This is a genomic window from Kineococcus mangrovi, from assembly GCF_041320705.1.
Taxonomy (GTDB): domain Bacteria; phylum Actinomycetota; class Actinomycetes; order Actinomycetales; family Kineococcaceae; genus Kineococcus; species Kineococcus mangrovi.
Genome location: NZ_JBGGTQ010000001.1, coordinates 316,775 through 338,857, shown reverse-complemented (window position 1 = coordinate 338,857; position 22,083 = coordinate 316,775). Strand labels below are relative to the sequence as shown.

The 22,083-nt window shown below is 73.0% G+C and carries 15 protein-coding genes; 4 read left to right on the top strand and 11 right to left on the bottom strand.

Annotated elements, in window-relative coordinates:
* Positions 1-315: 315 nt before the first annotated feature.
* From AB2L28_RS01570 to AB2L28_RS01535, 8 genes are all read right to left on the bottom strand, one after another.
* Positions 316-1,449, bottom strand: coding sequence for a right-handed parallel beta-helix repeat-containing protein (locus AB2L28_RS01570; protein ID WP_370716960.1), 1,134 nt, complete (start codon positions 1,447-1,449; stop codon positions 316-318).
* 223 nt (positions 1,450-1,672) lie between these two features.
* Positions 1,673-2,593, bottom strand: a complete 921-nt coding sequence (locus AB2L28_RS01565; RefSeq protein ID WP_370716959.1) for a right-handed parallel beta-helix repeat-containing protein — start codon at positions 2,591-2,593, stop codon at positions 1,673-1,675.
* A 173-nt stretch (positions 2,594-2,766) separates the two neighbouring features.
* The gene (locus tag AB2L28_RS01560; protein ID WP_370716958.1) at positions 2,767-3,954 is read right to left on the bottom strand and encodes a glycosyltransferase family 4 protein; all 1,188 of its coding nucleotides are present in this window, start codon (positions 3,952-3,954) and stop codon (positions 2,767-2,769) included.
* Positions 3,951-5,129 (bottom strand): GNAT family N-acetyltransferase, encoded by a 1,179-nt coding sequence (locus tag AB2L28_RS01555; RefSeq protein WP_370716957.1) that lies wholly within the window; start codon positions 5,127-5,129, stop codon positions 3,951-3,953. Before AB2L28_RS01555 ends, AB2L28_RS01560 begins: the two co-directional genes overlap by 4 nt.
* A gap of 14 nt (positions 5,130-5,143) precedes the next feature.
* Complete coding sequence (locus AB2L28_RS01550; protein WP_370716956.1) at positions 5,144-5,992, bottom strand: PIG-L family deacetylase; 849 nt, start codon at positions 5,990-5,992, stop codon at positions 5,144-5,146.
* 13 nt (positions 5,993-6,005) lie between these two features.
* Positions 6,006-8,669 (bottom strand): glycosyltransferase, encoded by a 2,664-nt coding sequence (locus AB2L28_RS01545; RefSeq protein WP_370716955.1) that lies wholly within the window; start codon positions 8,667-8,669, stop codon positions 6,006-6,008.
* Entirely contained in the window at positions 8,666-10,120 is a 1,455-nt protein-coding gene (locus AB2L28_RS01540; RefSeq protein WP_370716954.1) for a glycosyltransferase family 4 protein, read from the bottom strand. The genes AB2L28_RS01545 and AB2L28_RS01540 overlap by 4 nt, the downstream gene beginning before the upstream one ends.
* Positions 10,117-10,956, bottom strand: coding sequence for a glycosyltransferase (locus tag AB2L28_RS01535; protein WP_370716953.1), 840 nt, complete (start codon positions 10,954-10,956; stop codon positions 10,117-10,119). Before AB2L28_RS01535 ends, AB2L28_RS01540 begins: the two co-directional genes overlap by 4 nt.
* A gap of 615 nt (positions 10,957-11,571) precedes the next feature.
* Here AB2L28_RS01535 and AB2L28_RS01530 point away from each other — a divergent pair.
* The gene (locus AB2L28_RS01530) at positions 11,572-13,161 is read left to right on the top strand and encodes a phospholipid carrier-dependent glycosyltransferase (RefSeq protein ID WP_370716952.1); all 1,590 of its coding nucleotides are present in this window, start codon (positions 11,572-11,574) and stop codon (positions 13,159-13,161) included.
* On the opposite strand, the gene AB2L28_RS01525 is transcribed toward AB2L28_RS01530, so the two are convergent.
* Positions 13,119-14,336 carry a GNAT family N-acetyltransferase gene (locus AB2L28_RS01525; protein ID WP_370716951.1) on the bottom strand — a complete coding sequence of 406 codons (1,218 nt, stop codon included), beginning with the start codon at positions 14,334-14,336 and terminating at the stop codon, positions 13,119-13,121. The genes AB2L28_RS01530 and AB2L28_RS01525 overlap by 43 nt on opposite strands.
* A 525-nt stretch (positions 14,337-14,861) precedes the next feature.
* Between AB2L28_RS01525 and AB2L28_RS01520 the strand changes: the two genes are divergently transcribed.
* Positions 14,862-16,910 (top strand): thioredoxin domain-containing protein, encoded by a 2,049-nt coding sequence (locus AB2L28_RS01520; protein WP_370716950.1) that lies wholly within the window; start codon positions 14,862-14,864, stop codon positions 16,908-16,910.
* A 4-nt stretch (positions 16,911-16,914) separates the two neighbouring features.
* Here the strand turns inward: AB2L28_RS01520 and trhA are convergent, their stop codons facing one another.
* Positions 16,915-17,604, bottom strand: coding sequence for a PAQR family membrane homeostasis protein TrhA (gene trhA, locus AB2L28_RS01515; protein ID WP_370716949.1), 690 nt, complete (start codon positions 17,602-17,604; stop codon positions 16,915-16,917).
* 85 nt (positions 17,605-17,689) lie between these two features.
* Positions 17,690-19,021, bottom strand: a complete 1,332-nt coding sequence (locus tag AB2L28_RS01510; RefSeq protein WP_370717260.1) for an extracellular solute-binding protein — start codon at positions 19,019-19,021, stop codon at positions 17,690-17,692.
* Positions 19,022-19,215: 194 nt separating this feature from the next.
* Here AB2L28_RS01510 and AB2L28_RS01505 point away from each other — a divergent pair, with 194 nt between their 5' ends.
* Together AB2L28_RS01505 and phoH2 are read left to right on the top strand one after the other, a co-directional pair.
* Positions 19,216-19,977: an isoprenyl transferase gene (locus tag AB2L28_RS01505; RefSeq protein WP_370716948.1), complete on the top strand. Its 762-nt coding sequence runs from the start codon at positions 19,216-19,218 to the stop codon at positions 19,975-19,977.
* A gap of 333 nt (positions 19,978-20,310) precedes the next feature.
* Positions 20,311-21,663, top strand: a complete 1,353-nt coding sequence (phoH2, locus tag AB2L28_RS01500) for an RNA 5'-3' helicase PhoH2 (protein WP_370717259.1) — start codon at positions 20,311-20,313, stop codon at positions 21,661-21,663.
* Positions 21,664-22,083: the final 420 nt, after the last annotated feature.

The following is a 22,083-nucleotide window of genomic DNA, read 5'->3' as shown; positions in this document are numbered from 1 at the left end:
GCCGCCGATCTCGAGGTGGGCACCGCCGACCACGCCACCTGCTCATCGACGGCGGACGTGGGCCCGGCGCCGTGCCGGGCCCACGGCGCCGCCGCGACGCCCCCCCGTGCTGCCGGCGGCGCAGCGGCCTGGACGAACGCACCGACCGCACCCCGGTCCAGCGCCTCAGCTGCTCAGGGGCGCCGCAACAGCCGGTCCGAGCTCACACGTGCGTCCCGGGAACCGTGTTCCCCGGGTGCGACCGCGGTGGAACACCAGTCTCTCGGGAGCGTTGCCCGGAAGCCTCCCTCAGCCCCGGGCCTCGACCGGGGCGAGTCAGCAGCCGGTGTTGCTGAACGTCTGGTTCCCCGAGCCGGCCCCGACACGGACCGAGCCGCTCCTGCAGAGTCGGTTGTGCGTGACCTTGATGCTGCTGAGGTTCCCCGCGAAGTCGATGGCGTTACCGCCGTTGTCGTGGAAGTCGTTGCCCTGGCCGGGGGCGCCACCGACGATGATGTTGCTGGCGCTGCCGCTGGTTCCGTAGATCCCGGTGCGAAGGCTGAGGGGGGAGCCCCAGAACTCGTTGCGCTGGATCGTGAGGTTGTAGATGCGGTCGTTGCTGCTGGTGTAGGCGAGCTGCATGGCCGAGCCGTGGTTGCCACCACGAACTCTGTTGCCCACGTAACGCACGTCGTGCACGGACCCGTTCATCGTGTGAGCGACGAGGCCGTCATCGCCGTCGGTTCCCCGGCGCTGGTCGACGTCGTTGCCGGTGACGTCACCGAAGGAGGAGTTCAGCACGTGGATCCCGTCGAGCTGGTCGTACCTGCCGTTCGTCGCGCTGCGGGTGGTGCTGCGGGTGATGCAGAAGTTCTTGCTGTCGGCGGCCACGATCGAGTACGTGAACGGGTTGCGGGTCCGCACCCCGTCCACGACGGCGTTGACCGAACCGCGGACGTCGACGAGGTACTCGCTGAGGCGACCGTCGACGTTCCCGTTGAGCACGTCACCGCTCTGGTCGGCGACGAGGTTGGTGACGGTGACGTCGCGCGCGCCGTTGGTGGTGATGACGGGATAACCACCGCGGGGTCCGGTGTGGCTGAGGAAACCGGGACCGGCCTTGAGGACGGTGGCAGAACCTCTGCCCTGCAGCTTCACGCCGGTGCGCAGCACCAGGTGGCCGTTGAGGGTGAACGTCCCGCGGGGGATCTTCACGACCCCGCCGCCAGCGGCGCCGGCGCGGTCGATGGCGGACTGCAGGCCCGCCGTGTCGTCACGCCCGTCGTCGGCGGTGATCCCCGTGGGGGTGAAGGGGGTGGTCTTCGTGGCGCCCGTGGCGCCGCTGAGCCGGCAGTCCGCGGTCGTCGACGTGGCGGCGTTCGCCGAGCCGGCCGTACCGACCGCGGCCGCGACCAGCAGGCCACCGGCGAGCAGGACGTGGAGGGAGGGGGACAGGGTGCGCTTGAACAAGGGAAGACCCGATCGTTGAGTGCAATGGGGGGCTTGCACACTGCCGATCGGCCGATCGGGGGGTCCGCTTGAGCCGAAAGTGCTGCCGACTGTCGATCATGGCGACGGAGAGTGATCGAACAGGACAGAGATTCGACTGGTGGTGATCAGAACGATCACTGCAGCGCTCCAGCACCCGTCAATCGTCTCTCCCGGCCGAGCGGGGCTCGAAGCAGGGTCGGTGCTACACCCCGGCGACGGAGTTCGCTCTCAGCAGTGTCCCCGTCCGACCCAGGAACTCCCCGCTCGCGACGGACGTGTTGTGGCTCACGACGACGTCCTCGGTGGGGACCTCCGCGAAGTCCACCGCCGCACCACCGTTGTTCCAGAAGGCGTTCCCACCGGCCGCGTCGCCACCCACGATGACCCGCCGAAGCATCCCGCCGGCTGACCACTGCCCTGAGCGCAGGCCGCGGGGGGAGTCGTAGAAGAAGTTGTTGCGGACGACCACGTCGTGCAGCGTCGCACCGCCCACCGCGAGTTGCATCGCCGAACCGTGTCGGCCGCCGCGCACCCGGTTGTCGCGGAAGACGACGTCGTGGCACGGCTGAGTGATCGTGTGCGCGACCAGGCCGTCGTCGCCGTCGTCGCCGCCACCTTGGTCCACGTCGTTCCCGATCACCTCGCCGTAGCGCGATCCCAGCACGTGGATGCCGTCCAGCTGGGTGTAGCGACCCGACGTCGACACGGAGGTTCGGCAACCACGCACGCTGAAGCGGCTCGAGCCCACGATCGCGATCGAGTAGGTGAAGGGGTTGCACGTCGTGACCTCCTCGAGGAGGAGGTTCTCGCTGTGGCGGCCGTCGACGAGGTACTCGACGAGGCGCCCGGGCACGTCGGCGTCCAGCGCGTCGCCGCTGTGGTCGGCGGTCAACGCCGCGATCGTCACGTCGTCGGCGCCCTCGGTGGTGAGGAGCGGGTGACCCCCGTGAGGACCTGTGCGGCTGAGGAAGTCGGGGCCCGCTTTCAGCACGGTGCCCGAGCCGTCCCCGCGCAGGGCGACGCCGGACCGCAGCCTGATCGGGGCCTCGGTCAGGTACGTGCCGCGCGACAACCGCACCACCCCGCCCCCGCCGGCGTGCGCCACCTCGATCGCGGCCTGCACGGCTGCGCCCGTCCTCGCTTCCGGGACGTGCACCCGGCCGCCCACGGCTCCGCTGGCCGGCTCGAGCTGACCCTGCGAACGGCGTTCACGCACTGCAACCCCCGTCGCCAGTGGCAGGGTGAGCAGACCCAGCAGCACCCCCCGCCGCCTCCGCGGCGTCCTCCCCGCTCCCATCAGCGCCGCCCGGGGCGCCGTCCCCGGTGGGCCGTCGCCCTCGCGAGAGTCAGTTCTCCGGCGCGGTGGCGAGGCTGCCGGCAGGAGCCGTCGGCGTCCAAGGTGTCGCGCACGAGTCGACGGTACTTGTCGAGGCGGTGCAGACCGACGTGCTCCTGCGCGTGCTCCGCCGCTGCCGCCCCCGCCAGAGACCGTGCGCCCACGTCGGTCGACATCGACACCATCGCCTCCCGAAGGCTGTCCACCTCGAACGAGGCGACCACCTCACCGCACTCCGGGGCGATCCAGTCCAGCTGGGGGAGGTCGAAGCGCACCACCGGCCGCCCGCGGGCCATCGCCTCCAGGGCGGCGAGGCTGAAGCTCTCCTCCCGGGAGGACACGACCAGGAAGGCGCACCCCGCCAGCAGGTCCTCCTTCTCCTGCCCGTGCACGGAACCGATCCACTGCACCCGCGGGCCCGCGGCCACGACCAGCTCGCGCAGCTTCTCCTCCTCCTGAGGACGGCCGGCGCCCGCGACGACCAGCGGCAGCAGCCGCTCCGCACCGGGCCCCGAGTAGGCCTCGAGGAGGAGATCCAGACCCTTCTGGGTGATGTCGATGCGCCCGAGGAAGAGGGCGTAGGTCCCCTCCGTCACGTCCGGGGGGGTCCGGGGAGGTGCCGGCACGACGTTGGGGATGAGGTGGACGCGGACGGCGGAGCTGAACTCCTGCACGGCGTCGCGGTCGCGCGCGTTGAGCACCACGATGTCCCGGTAGCGGCGCAGCAACCGTCGTTCCAGCAACAACGGCACGCGGGTGCCGTAGCGGCGTGCCATCTCGCGTCCGGACAGCGCCTGGGCCAAGCCGATGACGGGCCGCCGGGTCACCAGGGGCAGCAGGTTGCTCGACAACGGCGGGGTGAAGCTCTCGATCCACGCGTCGTAGCGCAGCAGCACCGCGACGAACGGCAGCATCAGGGCCCAGATCGCCTGGCCGAGACGCGGCCCCGCCCACACCACGGGCAGCTGCAGGTGGTGGATGCCGCCGCGGTCCAAGCGGCGCCAGCGCCGGCCACCGGTGACCACGAGGACGTCGCAGTCCCGGGCGAGCCGGGCCGCGACAGCGCGGACCACCGCCGGACCGCCGCCGGCGTAGTGGGGGTTGTCGAAGTCGTCGTAGATGGAGATCACGACACGTGGAGCGTTCACGATCGGCGTGCACCCCCGTGCTGGGCGGGTTCGACCGGCCGATCCGGCCGCCTCCCGGTCACCCCCGCCGCGCTGGACGCCGCAGCGAGGACGACCCGTCGCGCGGAGGCGGTGGTGGCACTCACGGGGAACCGCTCGAAGTGGTAGGTCGACCACCGGAGCGGCGCCGCCCCGAACTTCGCCTTGTACTCGGCCAGCGGGCTGCCCTCGTCGGACTCCCCGAAGGAGTAGAACCGGTGTCCGGCGGCCTGCGACTCCTCGATGGCCAGGTGGTGCAGCAACGCGTTCGCGTGCGTCCGCGCGGCGAGGGCGCGGTCCATCGCACCGCGCCAGTAGAAAGCGTGGTCCGACCCGTGCAGCACCACGATCGAGGCCACCGGTTCGCCCTCGCGCCAGGCGCTCCACGTCACGAAGGCGTCCCCGAGGACCTGGGCCAGAGCGGCGAGGTGCCGGGGCGGTTCGGCGAAACGGGCGTGCACCCGGGCCAGGGCCAGCGGCTTGCCGCCGGCCAGCGCCCACCGGTCGACGGAGAGGCGGTAGAGCCGGTCGAAGTCCGCCAGCACCGTCCCGCCGACGTCGCGGCGCACCTCCAACCCGGCTCGCTCGGCTCGCCGGACGCTGCGTCGCACGTTGGTGGAGTAGCCCGCCCAGGCGCCACCGCGAGGGCCGGGCAGCGGGAGCACCTGCGTCAGGTGGTGGTCCTGCGCCCGCGCCCCGGTGGGTGGAGCCGTCCAGCAGGGGGCCCACGGCGACGGGGCCACCGACAACCGCAGCCCGCGGTGGCGTGCGGCGTCCGCCGCCACGAGGGCCGAGTCCTCGGGGGTGACGCGCCCGTCCGAGGCGAGGATCCCGCCGTAGCCGAGGCCGTGGGGCCACGAAGCGGCGACGGCGACCGGGCCACGGCCCCGAGCGACCAGGGGCAGCAGGAGCTCCCGGCCCCCCGGGAGGGAGTACAGCCGGCTCGCGTCCCGGTGACCCATCGCCGTCAGCCCGTCCAGCCACCGGGGGGTCTGGGTCAGCAGCGGCTGCCGGACGCCTTCGAGGACCCGCAGCCACGCGCTGCGCGTCGCCGGAGCGGTGACGACCGAGCGCCGCTCGCGGGACCCTGTGCGGCACAAGGGTTCCTCCCCGGCGCGGGGGAGGGTGTCCTCCACCTCCTCAGGGGTCGTTCCCATCGGGTCCACGCTCCTCACGGCTCCGTAACCAGGCTGGCGCTCGGGACGTACAGCTCGTCCGGCAGGTCGGGCACGCCCTGCGGGAACAGGGCCCGCGCCTGGGTCCCGTAGCGCTCGACGAGATCGCGCTTGGGGAAGGCCCCTGCCGGTACCACGACGCGCACCAGGTGGTGGCGGCGCAGGAACGCCGCGTCGGGCGCCGCGCGCAAGGCGTACGGGACGTCGGCGTAGTACACGACGGCCGCACCGGTTCCCGCCGCCACGTCGCGGACGAGGACGTGGTCGACGTGGGACCCGATCCCCAGGGGGGCCACCAGAACGGCGGGTCCTGACGAGCGCACGCGCTCGACGAACTCCTCCACCGCCCGCACCGTCGCCTCGTCACGCCGCGAGACCTGTCCGGAGGCGACGTGCAGCCGGTAGGTCGGGTAGACGTGACCCAGCTCCGGCACCAGCCGCCGCAGCAGTCCCGTGCCCCGCCGTGGGGCGCGCCGGCGGAACAGGGCCTCGGGCAGTCCGCCGTGGACCCACTGCGAACCGGCGCTCTCCAGCGCGAGCGCGTCCTCCTCCCGACGCGCCACGTACAGCTGCTCGGCCGACCCGGCCCCGCACTGGCGGACGAAGGCTCGCGCCGACAGCGTGCTCGCCGGGCCGGACCCGGTGAACGCCGTGGCCACGATCGTCTCCGCGGCTCCCGTCAGGGCGAGCAGGAGGTTCCCGCAGGAGAGCGCCGCGTCGTCCAGGTGCGGCGAGAGGAAGATCCAGCGTCCGGCGGGGACGCCCGTCAGCCGCAGCTGCTCCGCGACCGGGCCGCGCCGCACGGTCAGGGCCGACCCCGTCGACAGCAGGTCCACCCCACCCACGCCGGTGTTCTCCTCACCGCACACGTGTTCCCCCCGCCTCGAGGACACCGCGGTAGACCAGTTCCTGGCGTGCGGCCACGTCGTCCCAGTCGTAACGGCGGGCGTGGTCTCGACCCTTGCGTCCCATCTCCTCCAGCCGCGCAGGGTCGTGGGCCACCGTCACCATCGCCTCGGCGAAGGCGGCCGTGTCGAAAGCGGGGACGAGGACGCCGGTGCCGGGCACCACGACCTCCCGCAACGAGGGGATCTCGAACGCCACCACCGGGGTGCCGCACGCCTGTGCCTCCGCGGCCACGAGACCGAAGGTCTCGAACCGCGAGGGCATCGCCACCAGCCGGGCCCCGGCCAGGAGACGCAGCTTCTCGTCCCCCTCCACCCGGCCGACGAGCTCCATGCGGTCGCGCAGCCCCAGGCGCGCGATGTGCTTCTCCAGGGCATGGCGGTTCGGGCCCTCCCCGGCGATGAGGAGCCGTCCCGGCAGCCGGTCGGCCGCGGTGACGAAGGCGTCGAGGAGGAGGTCCAGGCCCTTCTGCTCCGTCTCCAACCTGCCCAGGAAGACGACGTCGTCGCCGCGCGGTGCGCTCACCTCGAAGGCTTCTCGGGGGACTCCGTTGGGGATGACGACCACCTGCGCGCGAGGGTTCCCCCGGCAGATCCGTTCCCCCAGGTCGTGGGACATCGCGACGAGCGTCTCGTGGCGGTGGACGCCCGCCCGCTGCAGCCAGTGGAAGGGCAGGTGGTACTGCTTCGCCTTCTCCTCCGCGTTCAGCCACTGGACGACGGCCACGATCGGTCGGCGGGTCCACAGCTGCGGCACGATGCTGCCGATGGGCGCACCGAAGTCCTCGACGACGAGGTCCGCCTCCAGACGGCGCAGCGCCCGGGGGAGTGCCAGGAAGTAGGTCACGATGCCCCCCCAGTACCCCAGGGGGAGTCCGACCGGGATCCAGCGCACTCCGTTCTCGTACCGTTCGCAGGCGCCTCGGTAGTTGCTCACGAGGACGGTGACGTCGTGCCGGAGAGCGAGCCGTTCGTCCACCTCACGGGTGCGCACCGCGCCGCCGCCGCTGCCCGGCTTGCGCCAGTCCTCGAAGGCCAGGTGCAGGATTCGCATTCGTCGGTTCTCCTCGTGGTCCTCCGCGGTGTCTGCTCCGGGAGGGGAGTGCCTGCCCCGGTAGGTCGGGAAGGCACCCTCGACGCTCCTGCGGGGCGCGATCATCGAGTGCCTGGCCCGGTAGTCGCTCCTGCCCGCACGATCCGCCGCCGGTTCCCCGCCGCGGCGGAAGCCGAGCACGGCGCTCGCGATGCCCACCGGGAGCGCCAGGGCCAGCCACAGCACGGGGTTGGCGCGCAACGTCGACAGCACCGCCGCGAAGAGGAGGCTGGCCGCGAGCACGCCGACCGGTGCGCGCAGCGCGGGGCGCAGCGGTCCGGCGGCCACCGTCAGCGCGACGAGCACCAGCGCGGCACCGAGCGCCGTCCCGATCGCGAGTCCACGGACGCCGCCCCAGCTGAACCCGACGAGCATCGAGGTGACGTGCAGGACCATGCCGACCACCTGGGCCCGCACCCCGCGCCCGTAGGCGCTGCGCGCCTGGAACCACGCGACGACCAGGCTCACCGCCCCGATCCCGACCCCGGCTGCGGCGGTGGCCGGCAGCAGGGTTCCGAGCTCCTCGGAGTACTCGGAGGGGAAGACCAGGGACAGGAGCGCGGCGGGAGCGGTCGCGAGCGCGGCCGCGTAGGGGACCACGAGCACGGCGTACATGCGCAGCGCGCGCAGCATCGTCGTCCTCGCCGCGGCCTCGTCCCCCACGAGGAGGGGGTAAGCCGACGCGGCGACCGCGCCGGCCAGGAAGAGCGGCACCCGGGCGAGGATCATGGCGGCCTGGTAGCTCGAGGCCGCTGCGGCGTCGCTGCTGAGGACGGTCGCCAGGACCAGGTCGAGGGAGGTCATCAACGACATGAGCCCCTGCAGGGCCGCTACGCCGACGGCGGGCGCCCACAGCCGCCGCAGCCGCAGCACCCCGCGGACGGGGCGGATGTCGCGACGGGCGACCAGCACCCCCACCACGACCACCAGCACGGCACCGGCACCGAAGCCGGCGAGCCCCCCCAGAGCGCCGGCGCCGGCGGCCACGAGGCCGAAGCCCACGGCGAGCTTCGCCAGGGCGTCGCCCACGCGCAGACCGCCGAGGGTCCCCAGCCGTGCATCACCCTGCAGGTAACCGGCGGTCGTGGCGGCGCTGAAGATGAGGAGGGTCACCAGCGCGAGGACGGTCGCGGTGAGGAGGTCGCTGAACTGCAGGGCCACGACGAGCACGGCGAGGCCGGCGAGCAGCCCGAGCGCGGTGTTGGTCAGGATCGAGAACCACACGGCCTGCCGACGCTCGTGCTCGGACCTGGCCTTGAGCAGACCTTGCGCGAGGATCCACGAGATCGAGGTGCTGGCGACCGTGCCGGCGTTCAGCAGCAGCGCCTGCCCCGCCCCGAACACCGCGAACGCGGCCATGGGCAGGAGGTGCGTGAGGCCGAGGGAGTAGACGTAGTTGACCAGGCCGATGACGAGCGTCGCGGCGGTCAGCCAGCGGGCACCGCGCACGAGCTTGGCCCCGTCGAACTGCTCACGGGGAGGTTCGTGCTCGCGCGTGGCGGTGACGGTGTCCGCAGCGTTCACCGAGCACCGATGAGTAGGTCCGTACCGGTGGCCGGTGTCGATGAGCGCAGTTCCCCCGCGCCGAGGCGTCGCAGCACCGACCCGGCTCCCGCCTCGTCACAGCCGTGCAGCAGCAGTTGCAACGAGCCGGCTCCGGAGGCCAGCTGATCGCTGCGCCGCAGCCGCGGACCGCTCGAGCCGCTCGCCGCCCTGCCCGCGGCACCGAGGGCCGCTTCGACCCGGACCGACAGGTCCGAGGCGAGCCGCCTCTCCGGGGCGGCGCCCCGCCGGACGCGGTCGATCTCGCCGGCGAGGACGTTGGCGAGCCGTTCAGCGCTGAGGTCCCACGAGAACTGCGCCGCCCACGCCCGGCACTGCTGCGAGACGCTGCCGGCGAACTCCGGGTCCTCCAACCGGTGCAGGGCATCGGCCGTCACCTCCGCGAGGGTGGACCCCTCGCGGATGAGCCACCCGGTCCGGCCGTCGAGCACCGAGTCGCGCAGGCCGGGCACGTCGTGGGCCACGGCGGGAACGCCCGCGGCGTTCGCCTCGACGACCGTGAGGCCCCAGCCCTCGGCCTGGGAGGGGTTGACGGTCAGCCACGCCGAGGCCATGAGGTCCTGCCGGGTGCGCGTGTCCACGAACCCGTGGAACCGGACGTGGTCGCCGAGCCCGAGCGCCCGGGAGCGCGCTTCGAGCCGGGGGCGTTCCGGACCGTCGCCGGCGATGTCGACCCGCAATCCCGGCCACCGCTGCACGAGTTCGGGAACCACGTCGAGCAGCAGGTCGAACCGCTTGTGGCTGACCAGCCGGCTCACCACGGCGATGCTTGGTCGTGGGGACCGTGCGCGGGTGCCGCCGGGGAGGGGGGCGGACATCCCGTTGGGCACGACGTGGATCGGGCCGCGCAGCCCGAGGCGCCGGCGCACGTCGCGGCGTGTCGAGGGTGAGACGACGACGAGGGGGCGCCGGCCGTAGACGTAGCGGCTGGCGGGACCTTCCAGCACCTGCCCGATCCGACTGGCCGGCCACGGGTAGTGCAGGGCGAACTGCTCCTGGTGCACGTGGTGGATCACGCACACCACGGCGGTGCCCCTCCCGGCGAAGAGCGGGGCGAAGAAGGGGATGCCGTTCTGGAAGTCGACCACGACGTCGTAGGCGCCGGCCGTTCGGCGCAGGAAGCGCGCTGCTCGGGCGTACACGCCCAGGTCCCCGCCTTCGCGGACGATCGTGATGCCGCGCCGGTGCTCGGTCGCCGGGGTCCCGGGTGGGCGTGCCGTGAAGAGGGCGACCTGCGCTCCCGCCTCGGCGAAGCGGGTGCCGATCTCCTCGCAGTACACCTCGGCACCGCCGGCCCGGGGGTGGCTGGAATCGCGCCAGTTCACCAGCAGGACACGGCGACCGGCGAGGGCGTTCGTGCGTCCGACCGCCTCGCCGGGAGGGTCGGTCTCGTCTCGTGAGGTGGGGATCATCGAGCTTCCGTCAAGGTCATCGGGTCCAGGGGCGCCGGCAGGGGCTCTGCCGGCAGGATGGTCGTGATCGTCGGGTCTGGCGGAGGCGCTTCACCCACGGCGGTGAGCGCGGTGGGCTCGATGACCACGCGGGGTGACTGGCACGCTGCCCGCCCGGGCGTGCTGCGGTGGATGCGGATCGTGTCGGAGAACGACCGCAACCCGTGTCGCACCGGGTTGAACGTCGAACCCCCGACGTCGGTCCACACCACCGGCACCTCGAGGATCCGGTGACCGGAACGGTGCAGCCGGCTGAGGATCTCCAGGTCGAAGGAGAACCCGTCCACCAGCGAGTCGGGCAGCACCGCCTGGACCTCGGGGGTGCGGAAGAACTTGAAACCGCACTGGCTGTCGCTGACCGACGGCAGCACGCTGCGTGCGGCGAGGCGGAAGGCTCCACCGCCGAGACGACGGACCGTGCCCTGTGGAACAGCTCGGGCAGCGGTGCGCAGGTGACGGGAGGCGATGACGGCGGTCGCGCCCCCCTCGAGCAGTGGCACGACGGCGTCGAGCGTTTCCACCGGTGTGGCCAGGTCGGCGTCCATGAACCCCACGAACCGGGATCGGCTGGTCAGGAAACCCCGACGGACGGCGGAACCCTTACCTCGTCTCGCGCAGCCGATCAGGTGGACGGGAATCGAACCTCCGGTGAAGGAACGGACCACTTCGGCGGTGCGGTCGACACTGCCGTTGTCGACGACGACGACCGCGCTGCTGTAGGGCTGCACGGCCAGGTGGGCCAGGGTCCTCTCCAGGGTGCGCGGGAGGCGGAACTCCTCGTTCAGCGCCGGGATCACCAGTTCGACGTCGACGGTGGCTCGTTCCGACGGTGAGGGACACCCCCTCGCGGCCGACGGTGCTCGAACCCCCGTCCCGCCGGACGTGGAACGAGGCGACGCGGCGGTGTCGACGGTGGACGGACGTGTTTGTTGCCGGTTCTGCACTGTGGCCCCCCTACATGTGACTGGCGACGACGGCCGGTGTTTTTCAGGCGTAGCGCGCCGCCCGGTCAGGTGACTGGTTCGCGTCGCCGTCTCGGGTGTGGAACGGATGTTGCCGCATGGGGCGCAGTTGGTGAAGCTTCCGACGAGGAATGGCAGTGAAACATCTGGATTCTTGTCACTCAGCGTGTTCGTTGGATCGCCAACGGTTTCAACGCTTACTTTCAGTTTCCGGGTAAGACTCTCGGTAAATGAATGCCGTGAAGTTTCCGGGCGCTCCTGATCCCTGAGGTCGCTACGTCTCGGGGGCCGTGACGTCGGGCGGTCGGGGGAGTCTTCCGGGACGCCGTCGTCCGGGAGGAGGCTCGGTTAGAGTCGGCACCGCCAGTCGTCGTCAGCGGTTCGACGCCCGCGCGACGTGGCCCCCCGACTCCACGGAGGAACCTTGCCGTTCTCGCCCGAGCTCCGTTCGTGAGCGGGACCCTCACCCGGCTGCCCGTCCTCGAGGACGGGCAGCCGACCGTCCGCTGGTCCCGGCGACTGCTCGCCGCCCTGGTGGCCGTCGCGGTCGTCGCCCTCGTCGCCCGCTGGTGGCGCCGGGGCAGCTCCTTCGACGTCTTCGTCGACGAGTTCGTCTACGAGCAACTCGGGCGGAGCGTCCGCGGCGGCGGGCTCCCCAGCCTCTCCGACGGGGTCTTCTTCCTGCACCCCCCGGGGTTCTTCTACCTCCTCGCCGGGTGGGAGGACCTGCTCGGGGTCCCGCTCGCCGGTGACCCCGTGCAGGCCGTGGTCGCCGCCCGGGGGCTCAACGCGGTGCTCGGGGCGGGCACCGCGGTGCTGGTCACCCTCCTGGTCGCCCGGTACGGCGCCCGCTGGGGGTTCGCCGCAGGTCTCCTCCTCGCGGTCGAGCCGTTCGCGCTGCGCCAGAACGGCCGGGTCCTGCTCGACACCGCAGTGGTCTTCTGGGTCCTCGTCGGCCTGCTCGTCCTCCGTCCGCTGGCCCAGGACCCGCGACGGGGGTGGCGGCCGGTGGTCGGGGGGCTGGCGCTGGGGCTCGCGGTGTTGACCAAGGACAAGAGCGTCATGCTCACCGTGCTCCCGCTGCTGCTCCTGTGGTGGCTCAGGCCCCGGCAGCGGAGGTGGGTCCCGACCGCCCTGGGGGCCTGCTTCGCGCCCTACGCCACCTACCTGGTGGTGGTGACGGCGACGGGTGACGTCGAGCTGTGGGCGGACGCGAAGTTCGGGGGCCTGCTGCGAGCGGTGGGTGCCGACGTCACCACGGGGTTCACCGCCCCGGGAGCACCCTCGCTGCTGCAGCAGGTGCTGCGTCAGCTGGCCGACTTCGGCGCCACGTACGTCCTGCTCGCGGTGGGGCTCGTCTGCTCGGTGCTGCTGCTGCTGCGGTCGAGATCGGACGACCTCGCGCTGCTGTCCCTGACCCACTTGGGGGCTTTCGCGATGCTCGCGTACTCCGCCACCGCGGGCACCCTGGAGGAGCACTTCCTGTACTACCTGCTCGTCCCCTCGGTGGGGGTGCTCTTCGCCTACGCCGCGGTCGTGACGGAGCTGCCCCCGCCACGGTGGGCCGCGGGGCGCCACCGCCGTGAGGACCGGCGTGCTCGGGTGTCGCGTGGCCTGGCCGACCTCGTCCACCGACTCCCGCTGAGCGGTGGGCCCCTGCTCGTCCTGACGGTGTTGCTGATCGGCCTCGACGGCGCGACCTACGTCCGGTGGCACGCCGTCCCCGACGACGGCTTCACGCGGGTCCGCGACTACCTGCTGGAGAACGCCCCGGCCGGCACGGGCGTGATCATCACCCAGGGGACGTCCGAGTTCGTCTTCGGTGACCGCTTCGACGCCGGCCCCTACACGGGAGACGAGCAACGTGTCCAGCACGGTGTCCGCTACCTGGTCGTCCCCTGGCGCGAGGTCTACCAGGGCTACACCTACGTCACGTTGCCCACCGTCGAGGACCTCGTCGCTCAGGGGCGACTGGTGCTCTCGGTGCCGAGCCGCAGCTACGGCGAGGTCGCGTTGTACCGGCTCGACGACCCCGCCTGACCCCCGGTCGGGAGGGCCTGGAGGGCCCACGGCGCGAGCCGGGCCCGGGCGGTGCTCAGCCGGGCGGCGAGGCGGGCCCGGGTCTCGGCGGGCACCCTGCGCCGCAACTCGGCCCGTCCCGCGCTGAAGGTGCTCTCGGCTCGTCGTTGCACCACGCTGCGGACGCTCCCGTCGTACACCCGCACGCGGACCTGTTCACGGACCCCGCTCGCGAACTCCAGCTTGTAGGGGTCGGGCTCACCCAGCATCTCGAAGGACCGCAGCCCTGGTCGTTCGAACGCGTCAGCCAGCAGCCAGTGCGTCAGGAGCACCCCGGGACCGAAGGACCGCAGATCCTCGGCGTAGGTCGTTTTCACGCCGTAGGCGGAACCGCCCTGTTCCAGGGTGAAGGAGAACGCGATCGGTCGATCGTCCAGCCGAAGGAACTGCAGGCGCAGCACCCCTTGCTGTGCCGCCCACCGGGCGAGCGCCCAGTAGAACGCCGCGGTGCGGGGACGAGACACCACGGCCGTGCCCTCCCGCCCCTTCCACCCCTGGGCCTCGAGGCCGAAACCTTCGTGGAGCAACCGGTCGAGGTCCCGGGAACCGTCGTGCACCTCGAGGCGGAGGTCGGCCCGCTCGCGCAGCCGGCGCTCCGCCCTGCGCAGGTTCCGGCGCCGGGACGGGGAGACGGCCTGATGCAGGTGCTCGTCCCACGAACCGTCCACCGCGACGTAGGGGGAGGAACGCACGAGTTCACGCACGACCGTGCCGGTGGAGGCGCGAGCGGCGGTGACCAGCGCCCGTTCGTGCTCCCCCACCGGCAAGAACCGGAGGTCGACAGCGTGCGCTGCTCCAGCGAGCCGCCTCCCCAAGCTGCTCGCGGCAGCGGTGTCCAGGGCGACGGGGGCGAGGAGCGGAGTCTCGTCGTTGACCGGAGCCTTGGCCCCGAGCGCACCGTTCACGAGTGGGAGGACGGCGACCAGCGCGCCGTCGCGCCGGACGGCGAGGAGATCGAGGGTCCGCTCGGCCCCGAAAGCCTGCAGCCACGCGCGGAACCAGCCCGGTCGTTGGAAGGGTGACGCCGCGCAGGTCGCTGCGAGGTCGTCCCACTCGCGTTCCAGTTCCTCGCCGAGAGGTACGAGGGAGCACGTGTCGGGAACGACCGGACGCAACCCGGTGAGGTCTTCCGGCATGTCGTCGCCACTTTCGGAGAGGAACGTCAGGTGGTCCCGGGAGCACAGGGGTCGCGGGCACTGTAGTCGAGACGACCGGGATCGGGGGGCGTCTGGGCAGAGCTGAGTTCAGGACGCGGTGGAGCAGGGCGGGTCCGGTCCGGCGCAGGGCCAGAGGGAAACTCCGAGTGCCCACCGGTGACCCGACGTGCAGGGTCGTCCCCGCTTCGCGGACGGGAGCCCGTGGCGGGTCCAGCAGGCGATGGCCGCGGACGTCCCGCCCGGCACCGCCGCGACGTCGAGACCCGGCACGTCGAGGAACGTCGGGGTGCACGATCGCCTCGCGACGGCGAACCGTCGCGCACCGTGGTCCCGGCTCTCCGGCCCCGCGCCCGGACCTGGCCGAGCGCCACGTCACCGCCGGGAGGCCGGACCTGCTGCCGGTGGCCGGCACCACGCCCGTCCGTACCCGCTCGTGGCGGGATCCGCCGGGCTGTTGGAGGGTGGGGGTCCCGACATCGGACGAGACCTTCCGAGGAGGACGCGATGGCGAACCGCCTGACGAGCTCCACCAGCCCGTACCTGCTGCAGCACGCCGACAACCCCGTCGACTGGTTCGAGTGGGGCCCGGAGGCGTTCGAGCAGGCCCGGCACCGGGACGTGCCCGTCCTCGTCTCGACGGGGTACGCCGCCTGCCACTGGTGCCACGTCATGGCCCACGAGTCGTTCGAGGACCCGCAGACCGCCGCGGAGATGAACGCCGGGTTCGTGTGCGTCAAGGTCGACCGCGAGGAGCGTCCCGACGTCGACGCCGTCCACATGGCCGCCACGACGGCCATGACCGGCCAGGGCGGCTGGCCCATGACGACGTTCTGCACCCCCGACGGCGCGGTGTTCTTCGCCGGCACCTACTTCCCCGACCGCCCGCACCCGCAGCTGCCCTCGTTCCGGCAGGTGCTGGCCGCCGTCGGCGAGGCGTGGCGGGAGCGGCGCGAGGAGGTGCTGGCCAGCTCCGGCCGCATCGCCGCGGCCCTGGGCGCGATGGCCCCACCGGCCGGGGAGGTGCCCGGGGAGGCGGAGCTGGCCGCGGCGGTCGCGGCGCTCGCCGCCGAGGAGGACACCGTCCACGGCGGGTTCGGCGGCGCGCCGAAGTTCCCGCCGTCGATGGTGTGCGAGTTCCTGCTGCGGCACGCCGCGCGCACGGGCTCGCAGCGGGCCGCGGGCCTAGTGGAGCGGACCTTGACCGCGATGGCCCGCAGCGGCACGGCCGACCAGGTCGGCGGCGGGTTCGCCCGGTACGCCATCGACGCCGGCTGGGTCGTGCCGCACTTCGAGAAGATGCTGTACGACAACGCGTTGCTGGCCCGCACCTACCTGCACTCCTTCCGCGCCACCGGGAACGCCGAGCACCGCCGGGTCGCCGAGCAGACGTGCGAGTTCCTGCTGCGGGACCTGCGGACCCCCCACGGCGCCTTCGCCGCCTCCCTCGACGCCGACACCCCCGTCCCCGACGCGGACGGCAACCCCCGCGCGGTCGAGGGGGCGACGTACGTCTGGACGCCGGGCGACCTCGTCGAGGTGCTCGGTCTGGACGACGGCCCGTGGGCGGTGGACCTGCTCGGCGTCACCGAGGCGGGGACCTTCGAGCACGGCACGTCGACGGCGCGCCTGACGCGCGACCCCGGCCCGGAGCGCGAGCGGTGGGAGCGGGTCCGTGAGCGCCTGGCCGCCGCGCGCGCCGACCGGCCGCAACCGGCGCGCGACGACAAGGTGGTCCTGGCCTGGAACGGGCTCGCCGTCGCGGCCCTCGCCGAGGCCGGGGCGCTGCTGGCCCGGCCCGACCTGCTGCTCGCGGCGCGCGAGGCGGCGACGTTCCTGCTCGACGTGCACCGGGTGGACGGGGCGTGGCGGCGGGTCTCGCGCGACGGCGCCGTGGGGGCGCCCGCAGCCGTCCTGGAGGACCTCGCCGACCTCGCCGAGGGGCTGCTCGCCCTGCACGCCGCGACGGGGGAGGAGCGCTGGTACGAGGTGGCGGCCGAGCTGGGCACCGAGGTCCTCGACCGCTTCACGACGACCGAGGGCCTCGTCGACGTCGCCGACGTCGACCCGGCGCTGTCCGCGGCCCGCGCCGGCGCCGGCTCCCCGTCGGACCCCTCCGACGGGGCCACACCGTCCGGGACGTCCGCGGCGGCCGGGGCGCTGCTCTCACTCGCCGCGTTGACCGGGGACGCGGCGCTCCGCGCAGCGGCCGAGCGTGCGCTGTCGGTCTGCGGGGCCGTGGCCGCGGCCGCCCCGCGGTTCGCGGGGTGGGGCCTGGCGGTCGCCGAGGCCCTGGCCGACGGGCCGCGGGAGGTGGCCGTGGTCGGGGCCGCCGGGGACGCGGGCACCGCCGAGCTGCACCGGACGGCGCTCGCGGGCACCGCTCCCGGGCTCGTCGTCACCCGCGGCACCCCGGGCGCGACGGAGCCGGCGCTGCTGGCCCACCGCGGTCTCGTCGAGGGCCGCGCCGCGGCCTACGTCTGCCGGGGGCAGGTCTGCCGGGCCCCGACGACGGACCCGGCCGAGCTGGCCCGGCAGGTCGGCGCCCGGACGTGACCCGTCAGCGCAGGTGGAGGGTGGCGAGGAGGATCGCGGTGACGTGCGCCGCGAAGCCCAGCACGGTGAAGGCGTGGAAGACCTCGTGGAACCCGAACCAGCGGGGGCTCGGGTCGGGGCGCTTCACCGCGTAGGCGAGCGCGCCGAGGGAGTAGGCCAGGCCGCCGGCCGCGACGAGGACCGCCACGGCCGTCCCGCCGCCGGCGGCGAAGTCCGGCAGGTACCCGACCGCGACCCAGCCGAGGGCGACGTAGACGGGGGTGTACAGCCAGCGGGGCGCGCCGATCCAGAAGACGCGGAAGGCGACCCCCGCGACCGCGCCGGCCCAGACGAGGGTGAGCAGGAACCGCGCCTGGTCGCCCGGCAGCGTCGTCACCGCCAGCGGGGTGTAGGTCCCGGCGATGATGAGGAAGATGTTGCTGTGGTCCAGGCGCCGCAGGACGGCGGCCTGCCGGGGCGTCCACGAGCCGCGGTGGTACAGCGCGCTGGTGCCGAAGAGCGCGGCCGCGGTGACGGCGAAGACGACGGCGGCGACGCGGGAGGCCGTCGTGGGGGCGAGCGCGACGAGCACGGCCCCTGCGGCGAGCGCCGCGGGGAACGTGCCGGCGTGCAGCCACCCCCGCAGCTTCGGCTTCACCTGGTCCAGGGAGGGCGTCAGGGACCGGGACGCGTCGTGGGGGAGGTCGGCCGTCATGCCCCGACGGTAACCGCCGGGACGGGCCGACCGGGAGCTACCGGGGGACCACCTCGCGTGGTCCCCCGGTGGCCCGGTGCGCGGGTCAGGCCGGGGCGATGGTGGCGTTCATGGCCGTGGCGAACTCCTCCGGGGTGATCGCCAGGCCGAACAGCTTGGCGATGTTGTCCAGCAGGGTCTCGGCCTGGGTGGGGGACAGGGCCTGGTCCCAGGACTGCTGGAAGTTCTTCGCCCCCGAGGCGGTGTCGTAGACGAACTGCAGCCACTCCTCGTCCTGCGACCCGGCGAACGCGCTGTCCGAGCCGTTGACGATCGGCACCGAGCCCGCCTCGACCCACGCCTGGGTCGTGGCGTCGGTGTTCAGGCCCTCGGCGAAGTACTTCTTCGCGGCCGTCTTGGCCTCGTCCGTCGCCGTGGCCGACAGCGCGTAGTACGACGAGGGGTTCCCCACGGTGTTGCTGGGGTCGCCCTTGCCGCCGGTGACGGTCGGGAAGGAGGACCACGCCAGGTGCCCGCCGGTGACGAAGTCGCCGCCGTCGGTCTTCATCGACCCGTAGGTCCACGCACCGTGCAGCATCATCGCCGCCCTGCCCGTGTAGAGCAGGGCCTGGTCGGCGTTGGAGTCGGCGGTGATGGAGGCGAAGCCGGTGACGAAGCCGTTCGCGCGCACCAGGTCCTGGACGGCCGTCAGCGCGGCGATCGAGTCCGGTTGCGACCACGCGTCGGGGGTCCCGGCGTAGATGGAGTCGAACAGCTCCGCCCCGCCGATGCGGTCGTACAGGAACTCCAGCCACATCATGTTCGTCCACCGCGACTGCCCGCCCAGGGAGAACGGCGCGATGCCGGCCGCGTTGAACGTCGGGACCAGTGCCATGACGTCGTCCCAGGTCTGCGGCAGCTGCGCGCCGACCTTCTCGAAGGCGCGCTTGTCGTAGAACATGACGATCGGGGAGACGTTCTCGCAGGGGACCGCGTAGATCTTGTCGTCGACCGTGGCGGCGCCGAACGCGCTGGAGAAGAGCTTGTCCTTCAACGCCGAGTTCTCCGAGAAGAAGGACGTCAGGTCCTCGACCTGGTCGTTCTTCACGTAGTCCCGCAGACCCCCGCCGCCCCACGTCCAGATGATGGTCGGGCCCTGGTCGGCGCCGATGGCGGTGCGGATCTTGGCCTTGAAGGCGTCGTTCTGGTAGCTCGACAGCGCCAGCTCGGAGTCGCTGTTCGCCTCGTTGAAGGTGTCGACCGAGTCGGTGCGGATGCCTTCGCCGGGCTGGCCGGTGAGGATCCAGATGCTGGCCGCGCTCCCGGAGCTGCCGGCCGGGCCGGAGTCCCCGCAGGCCGCGAGGACGGTGCCGGCGAGGGGGGCCGACAGGGCCAGGGCGAGCAGCGAACGGCGAGTCGGTGAAGCGGTGGCGGGCACGGGGACCTCCTGGACGAGCCGCTCCGTCGCGGCGACGCGGGCCCCGGACGGTGCCGGGACCACCGACGACGTCGTCGGTGCTCCTGACCGTAAGCAGTGCTCGGCACCGGGTCAAGGATGCGCGGCGGCGGTGCGCCCGAGCGTGTCGGACGTACCCGCTGGACGGGCGCGGCCCGGGTATAGCGTGAGCGCCGATGGGCCTCCGCGATCTCCTCTACGGCGCGTACGGGCGGCGGCTGGAACGGTCGCTGGACCCGGACGTGCTGCCCCGCCACGTGGGGATCATCCTCGACGGCAACCGCCGGTGGGCCAAGGCCTTCGGGGCCTCCAGCTCGCACGGGCACCGCGCCGGCGCCGACAAGGTCCTGGAGGTCATGGGCTGGTGCGCCGACGAGGGCATCGAGGTCGTCACCCTCTACCTGCTCTCGACCGACAACCTCAGCCGCCCCGCCGACGAGCTGGAGCCGCTCATCGGGATCGTCCAGGACGCCGTCGCCCGGGTGGCTGCGACGGGCCGCTGGAAGGTGCACCCCGTCGGGGCCCTGGACCTGCTGCCCGAGCCCACGGCCGGGCGCCTGCGCGAACTGGCCGAGCGGACGGCGGGTATCACGACGGGTGTGGTCAACGTCGCCATCGGCTACGGCGGCCGGCAGGAGATCGCCGCGGCCGTGCGGTCGCTGCTGCTCGAGCACGCCGAGCGCGGGACGTCGTTGACCGACCTCGCGGAGGTGCTCGACGTCGAGCACATCGCGGCGCACCTCTACACCAAGGGGCAGCCGGACCCCGACCTCGTCATCCGCACGTCGGGGGAGCAGCGGTTGTCGGGGTTCCTGCTGTGGCAGACCGCGCACTCGGAGTTCTTCTTCACCGAGGTCCTGTGGCCCGCCTTCCGCAAGGTCGACTTCCTGCGGGCCCTGCGGTCCTACGCCGCCCGCGAGCGCCGCTACGGCGTGTGACCCGCTCCGCGCACGAGCCGGGTGAGCGGAGGGAACCCGTCACCGCGATGTCACCCGTTCGTCAGACGCACGCGCGTGTTCGTCCCGTCCCGGAGCCTCGCGGCGGATAGCGTCGTGCGCAGACGGGGAGCGTCCGCTCCCCGCTCGGGAGGTCGCCGTGCGAGCTGTCCAGCGCAGCGGGGAGGCCCGGTCCCGGGTCGCCCGTGCAGGGCGACCTGAGGTCCCGGTCCACCGCTGAGGGGGGTCCGGGCGCGGGCGCGCCCGGGCTCCCGAGAACGGGAGACGTTCGTGGTCGACAACGCCAGCTCCGAGACCAGCCGCGGGTCCGGCTCCGTGCCGAACACCCCGACCCCCGCCCGCGCGGGCGCGCTGCAGCCCGATCCCGACCGCCAGACCTTCGTGCTGGACACCTCCGTCCTGCTGTCCGACCCCGGTGCGCTGTTCCGCTTCGCCGAGCACGACGTCGTCCTCCCGCTGGTCGTCGTCAGCGAGCTCCAGGGCAAGCGGCACCACCCCGAGCTGGGCTACTTCGCCCGGGAGGCCCTGCGCCGCCTGGACGACCTGCGCGTCGAGCACGGCCGCCTCGACGCGCCCATGACCATCGGCGACACCGGCGGCACCCTGCGCGTGGAGCTGAACCACTCCGACACGACGGCTCTGCCGTCCTCGCTGCGCTCGGGGCCGCTGGCCACGGCGGGGGACACCCGGATCCTGGCCGTGGCGAAGAACCTGGCCGAGGAGGGGCACCGCGTCACCGTCGTGTCCAAGGACGTGCCGCTGCGCGTCAAGGCGTCGGCCATCGGGCTGACGGCCGACGAGTACCGCGCCGAGCTGGCTCCCGACTCCGGCTGGACGGGGGTCGTGGAGCTCACGGCGACGGCCGAGGACGTCGCGGCCCTGTACGACACCGGGACGCTGGAGACGGCCGAGCTGCGCGACCTGCCCGTCAACACCGGGGTGGTGCTCTCGTCCCCGCGCGGGCACGCGCTCGGTCGCACCACCCCCGACAAGACGCTGCGCGTGGTCAAGGGCGACCGGGAGGCGTTCGGGGTCCGGGGCCGGTCCGCGGAGCAGCGCATCGCGCTCGACGCCCTGCTGGACTCCACGGTCAGCATCGTCTCCCTCGGGGGCCGGGCCGGGACGGGCAAGTCGGCGCTCGCGCTCGCCGCCGGTCTGGAAGCGGTCATGGAGCGCCGTGAGCACCGCAAGATCGTCGTCTTCCGCCCGCTGTACGCCGTCGGCGGCCAGGAGCTCGGGTACCTGCCGGGCACGGAGGCCGAGAAGATGGGGCCCTGGGGCCAGGCCGTCTTCGACACCCTCGAGGCCGTCGTGGACCCGAAGGTCGTCGAGGAGGTCTTCGCCCGCGGCATGCTCGAGGTCCTGCCGCTGACGCACATCCGCGGGCGGTCGCTGCACGACTCCTACGTCGTGGTCGACGAGGCGCAGTCGCTGGAGCGCAACGTCCTGCTGACGGTCCTGTCCCGCATCGGCCAGGGGTCCAAGGTCGTCCTGACGCACGACGTCGCCCAGCGCGACAACCTGCGCGTGGGCCGGCACGACGGCGTCGCCGCGGTCGTCGAGGCGCTCAAGGGGCACCCGCTGTTCGCGCACGTCACGCTCACCCGGTCCGAGCGCTCGCCCGTCGCCGCGCTCGTCACGGAGCTGCTGGCGGACTTCGGCGCCTGAGGCGGACGGGACGAGCGGGACGGGAGGGGCGCGAGGGTCCCGGGTCCGGGTCGGCGCAGGTCCCGACTCGGACCCGGAACCGAACCGGCGATCGTCGCGTCCAACTGCTCCCAGGGCTCTGTCTCCGTGTGAGATGTTCCACAAAAGTCGACAGAACGTCGCCGATCTGTGACCTCATCGTGACGAACGGCCCTCTGGGCGTTTGCCCAGGCGTGCCGCGGCGAGGCAGCGTGCTCTCCCGACAGCACCTCGAGGTCGTCACCGGGAACCAGTGCTCCGGTGACGTCGACCGACCGGCCGCGCGACGCGGCCGACGGGTCGTCCGGGTCCCACGGCGGCGCTCCCCGGAGCGCCGCGGCCCCGCCGACGGGTGGTCGAGCTCGACCGGGCGTGGGCCGGGAGAACGTCGGAAGGCCCGGC

Coding starts and splice junctions, on each gene's coding strand:
- trhA (WP_370716949.1), bottom strand. CDS start 17,604: ATGACGGCCGACCTCCCCCACGACGCGTCCCGGTCCCTGACGCCCTCC.
- AB2L28_RS01555 (WP_370716957.1), bottom strand. CDS start 5,129: ATGGGAACGACCCCTGAGGAGGTGGAGGACACCCTCCCCCGCGCCGGG.
- AB2L28_RS01540 (WP_370716954.1), bottom strand. CDS start 10,120: ATGATCCCCACCTCACGAGACGAGACCGACCCTCCCGGCGAGGCGGTC.
- AB2L28_RS01520 (WP_370716950.1), top strand. CDS start 14,862: ATGGCGAACCGCCTGACGAGCTCCACCAGCCCGTACCTGCTGCAGCAC.
- AB2L28_RS01525 (WP_370716951.1), bottom strand. CDS start 14,336: ATGCCGGAAGACCTCACCGGGTTGCGTCCGGTCGTTCCCGACACGTGC.
- AB2L28_RS01505 (WP_370716948.1), top strand. CDS start 19,216: ATGGGCCTCCGCGATCTCCTCTACGGCGCGTACGGGCGGCGGCTGGAA.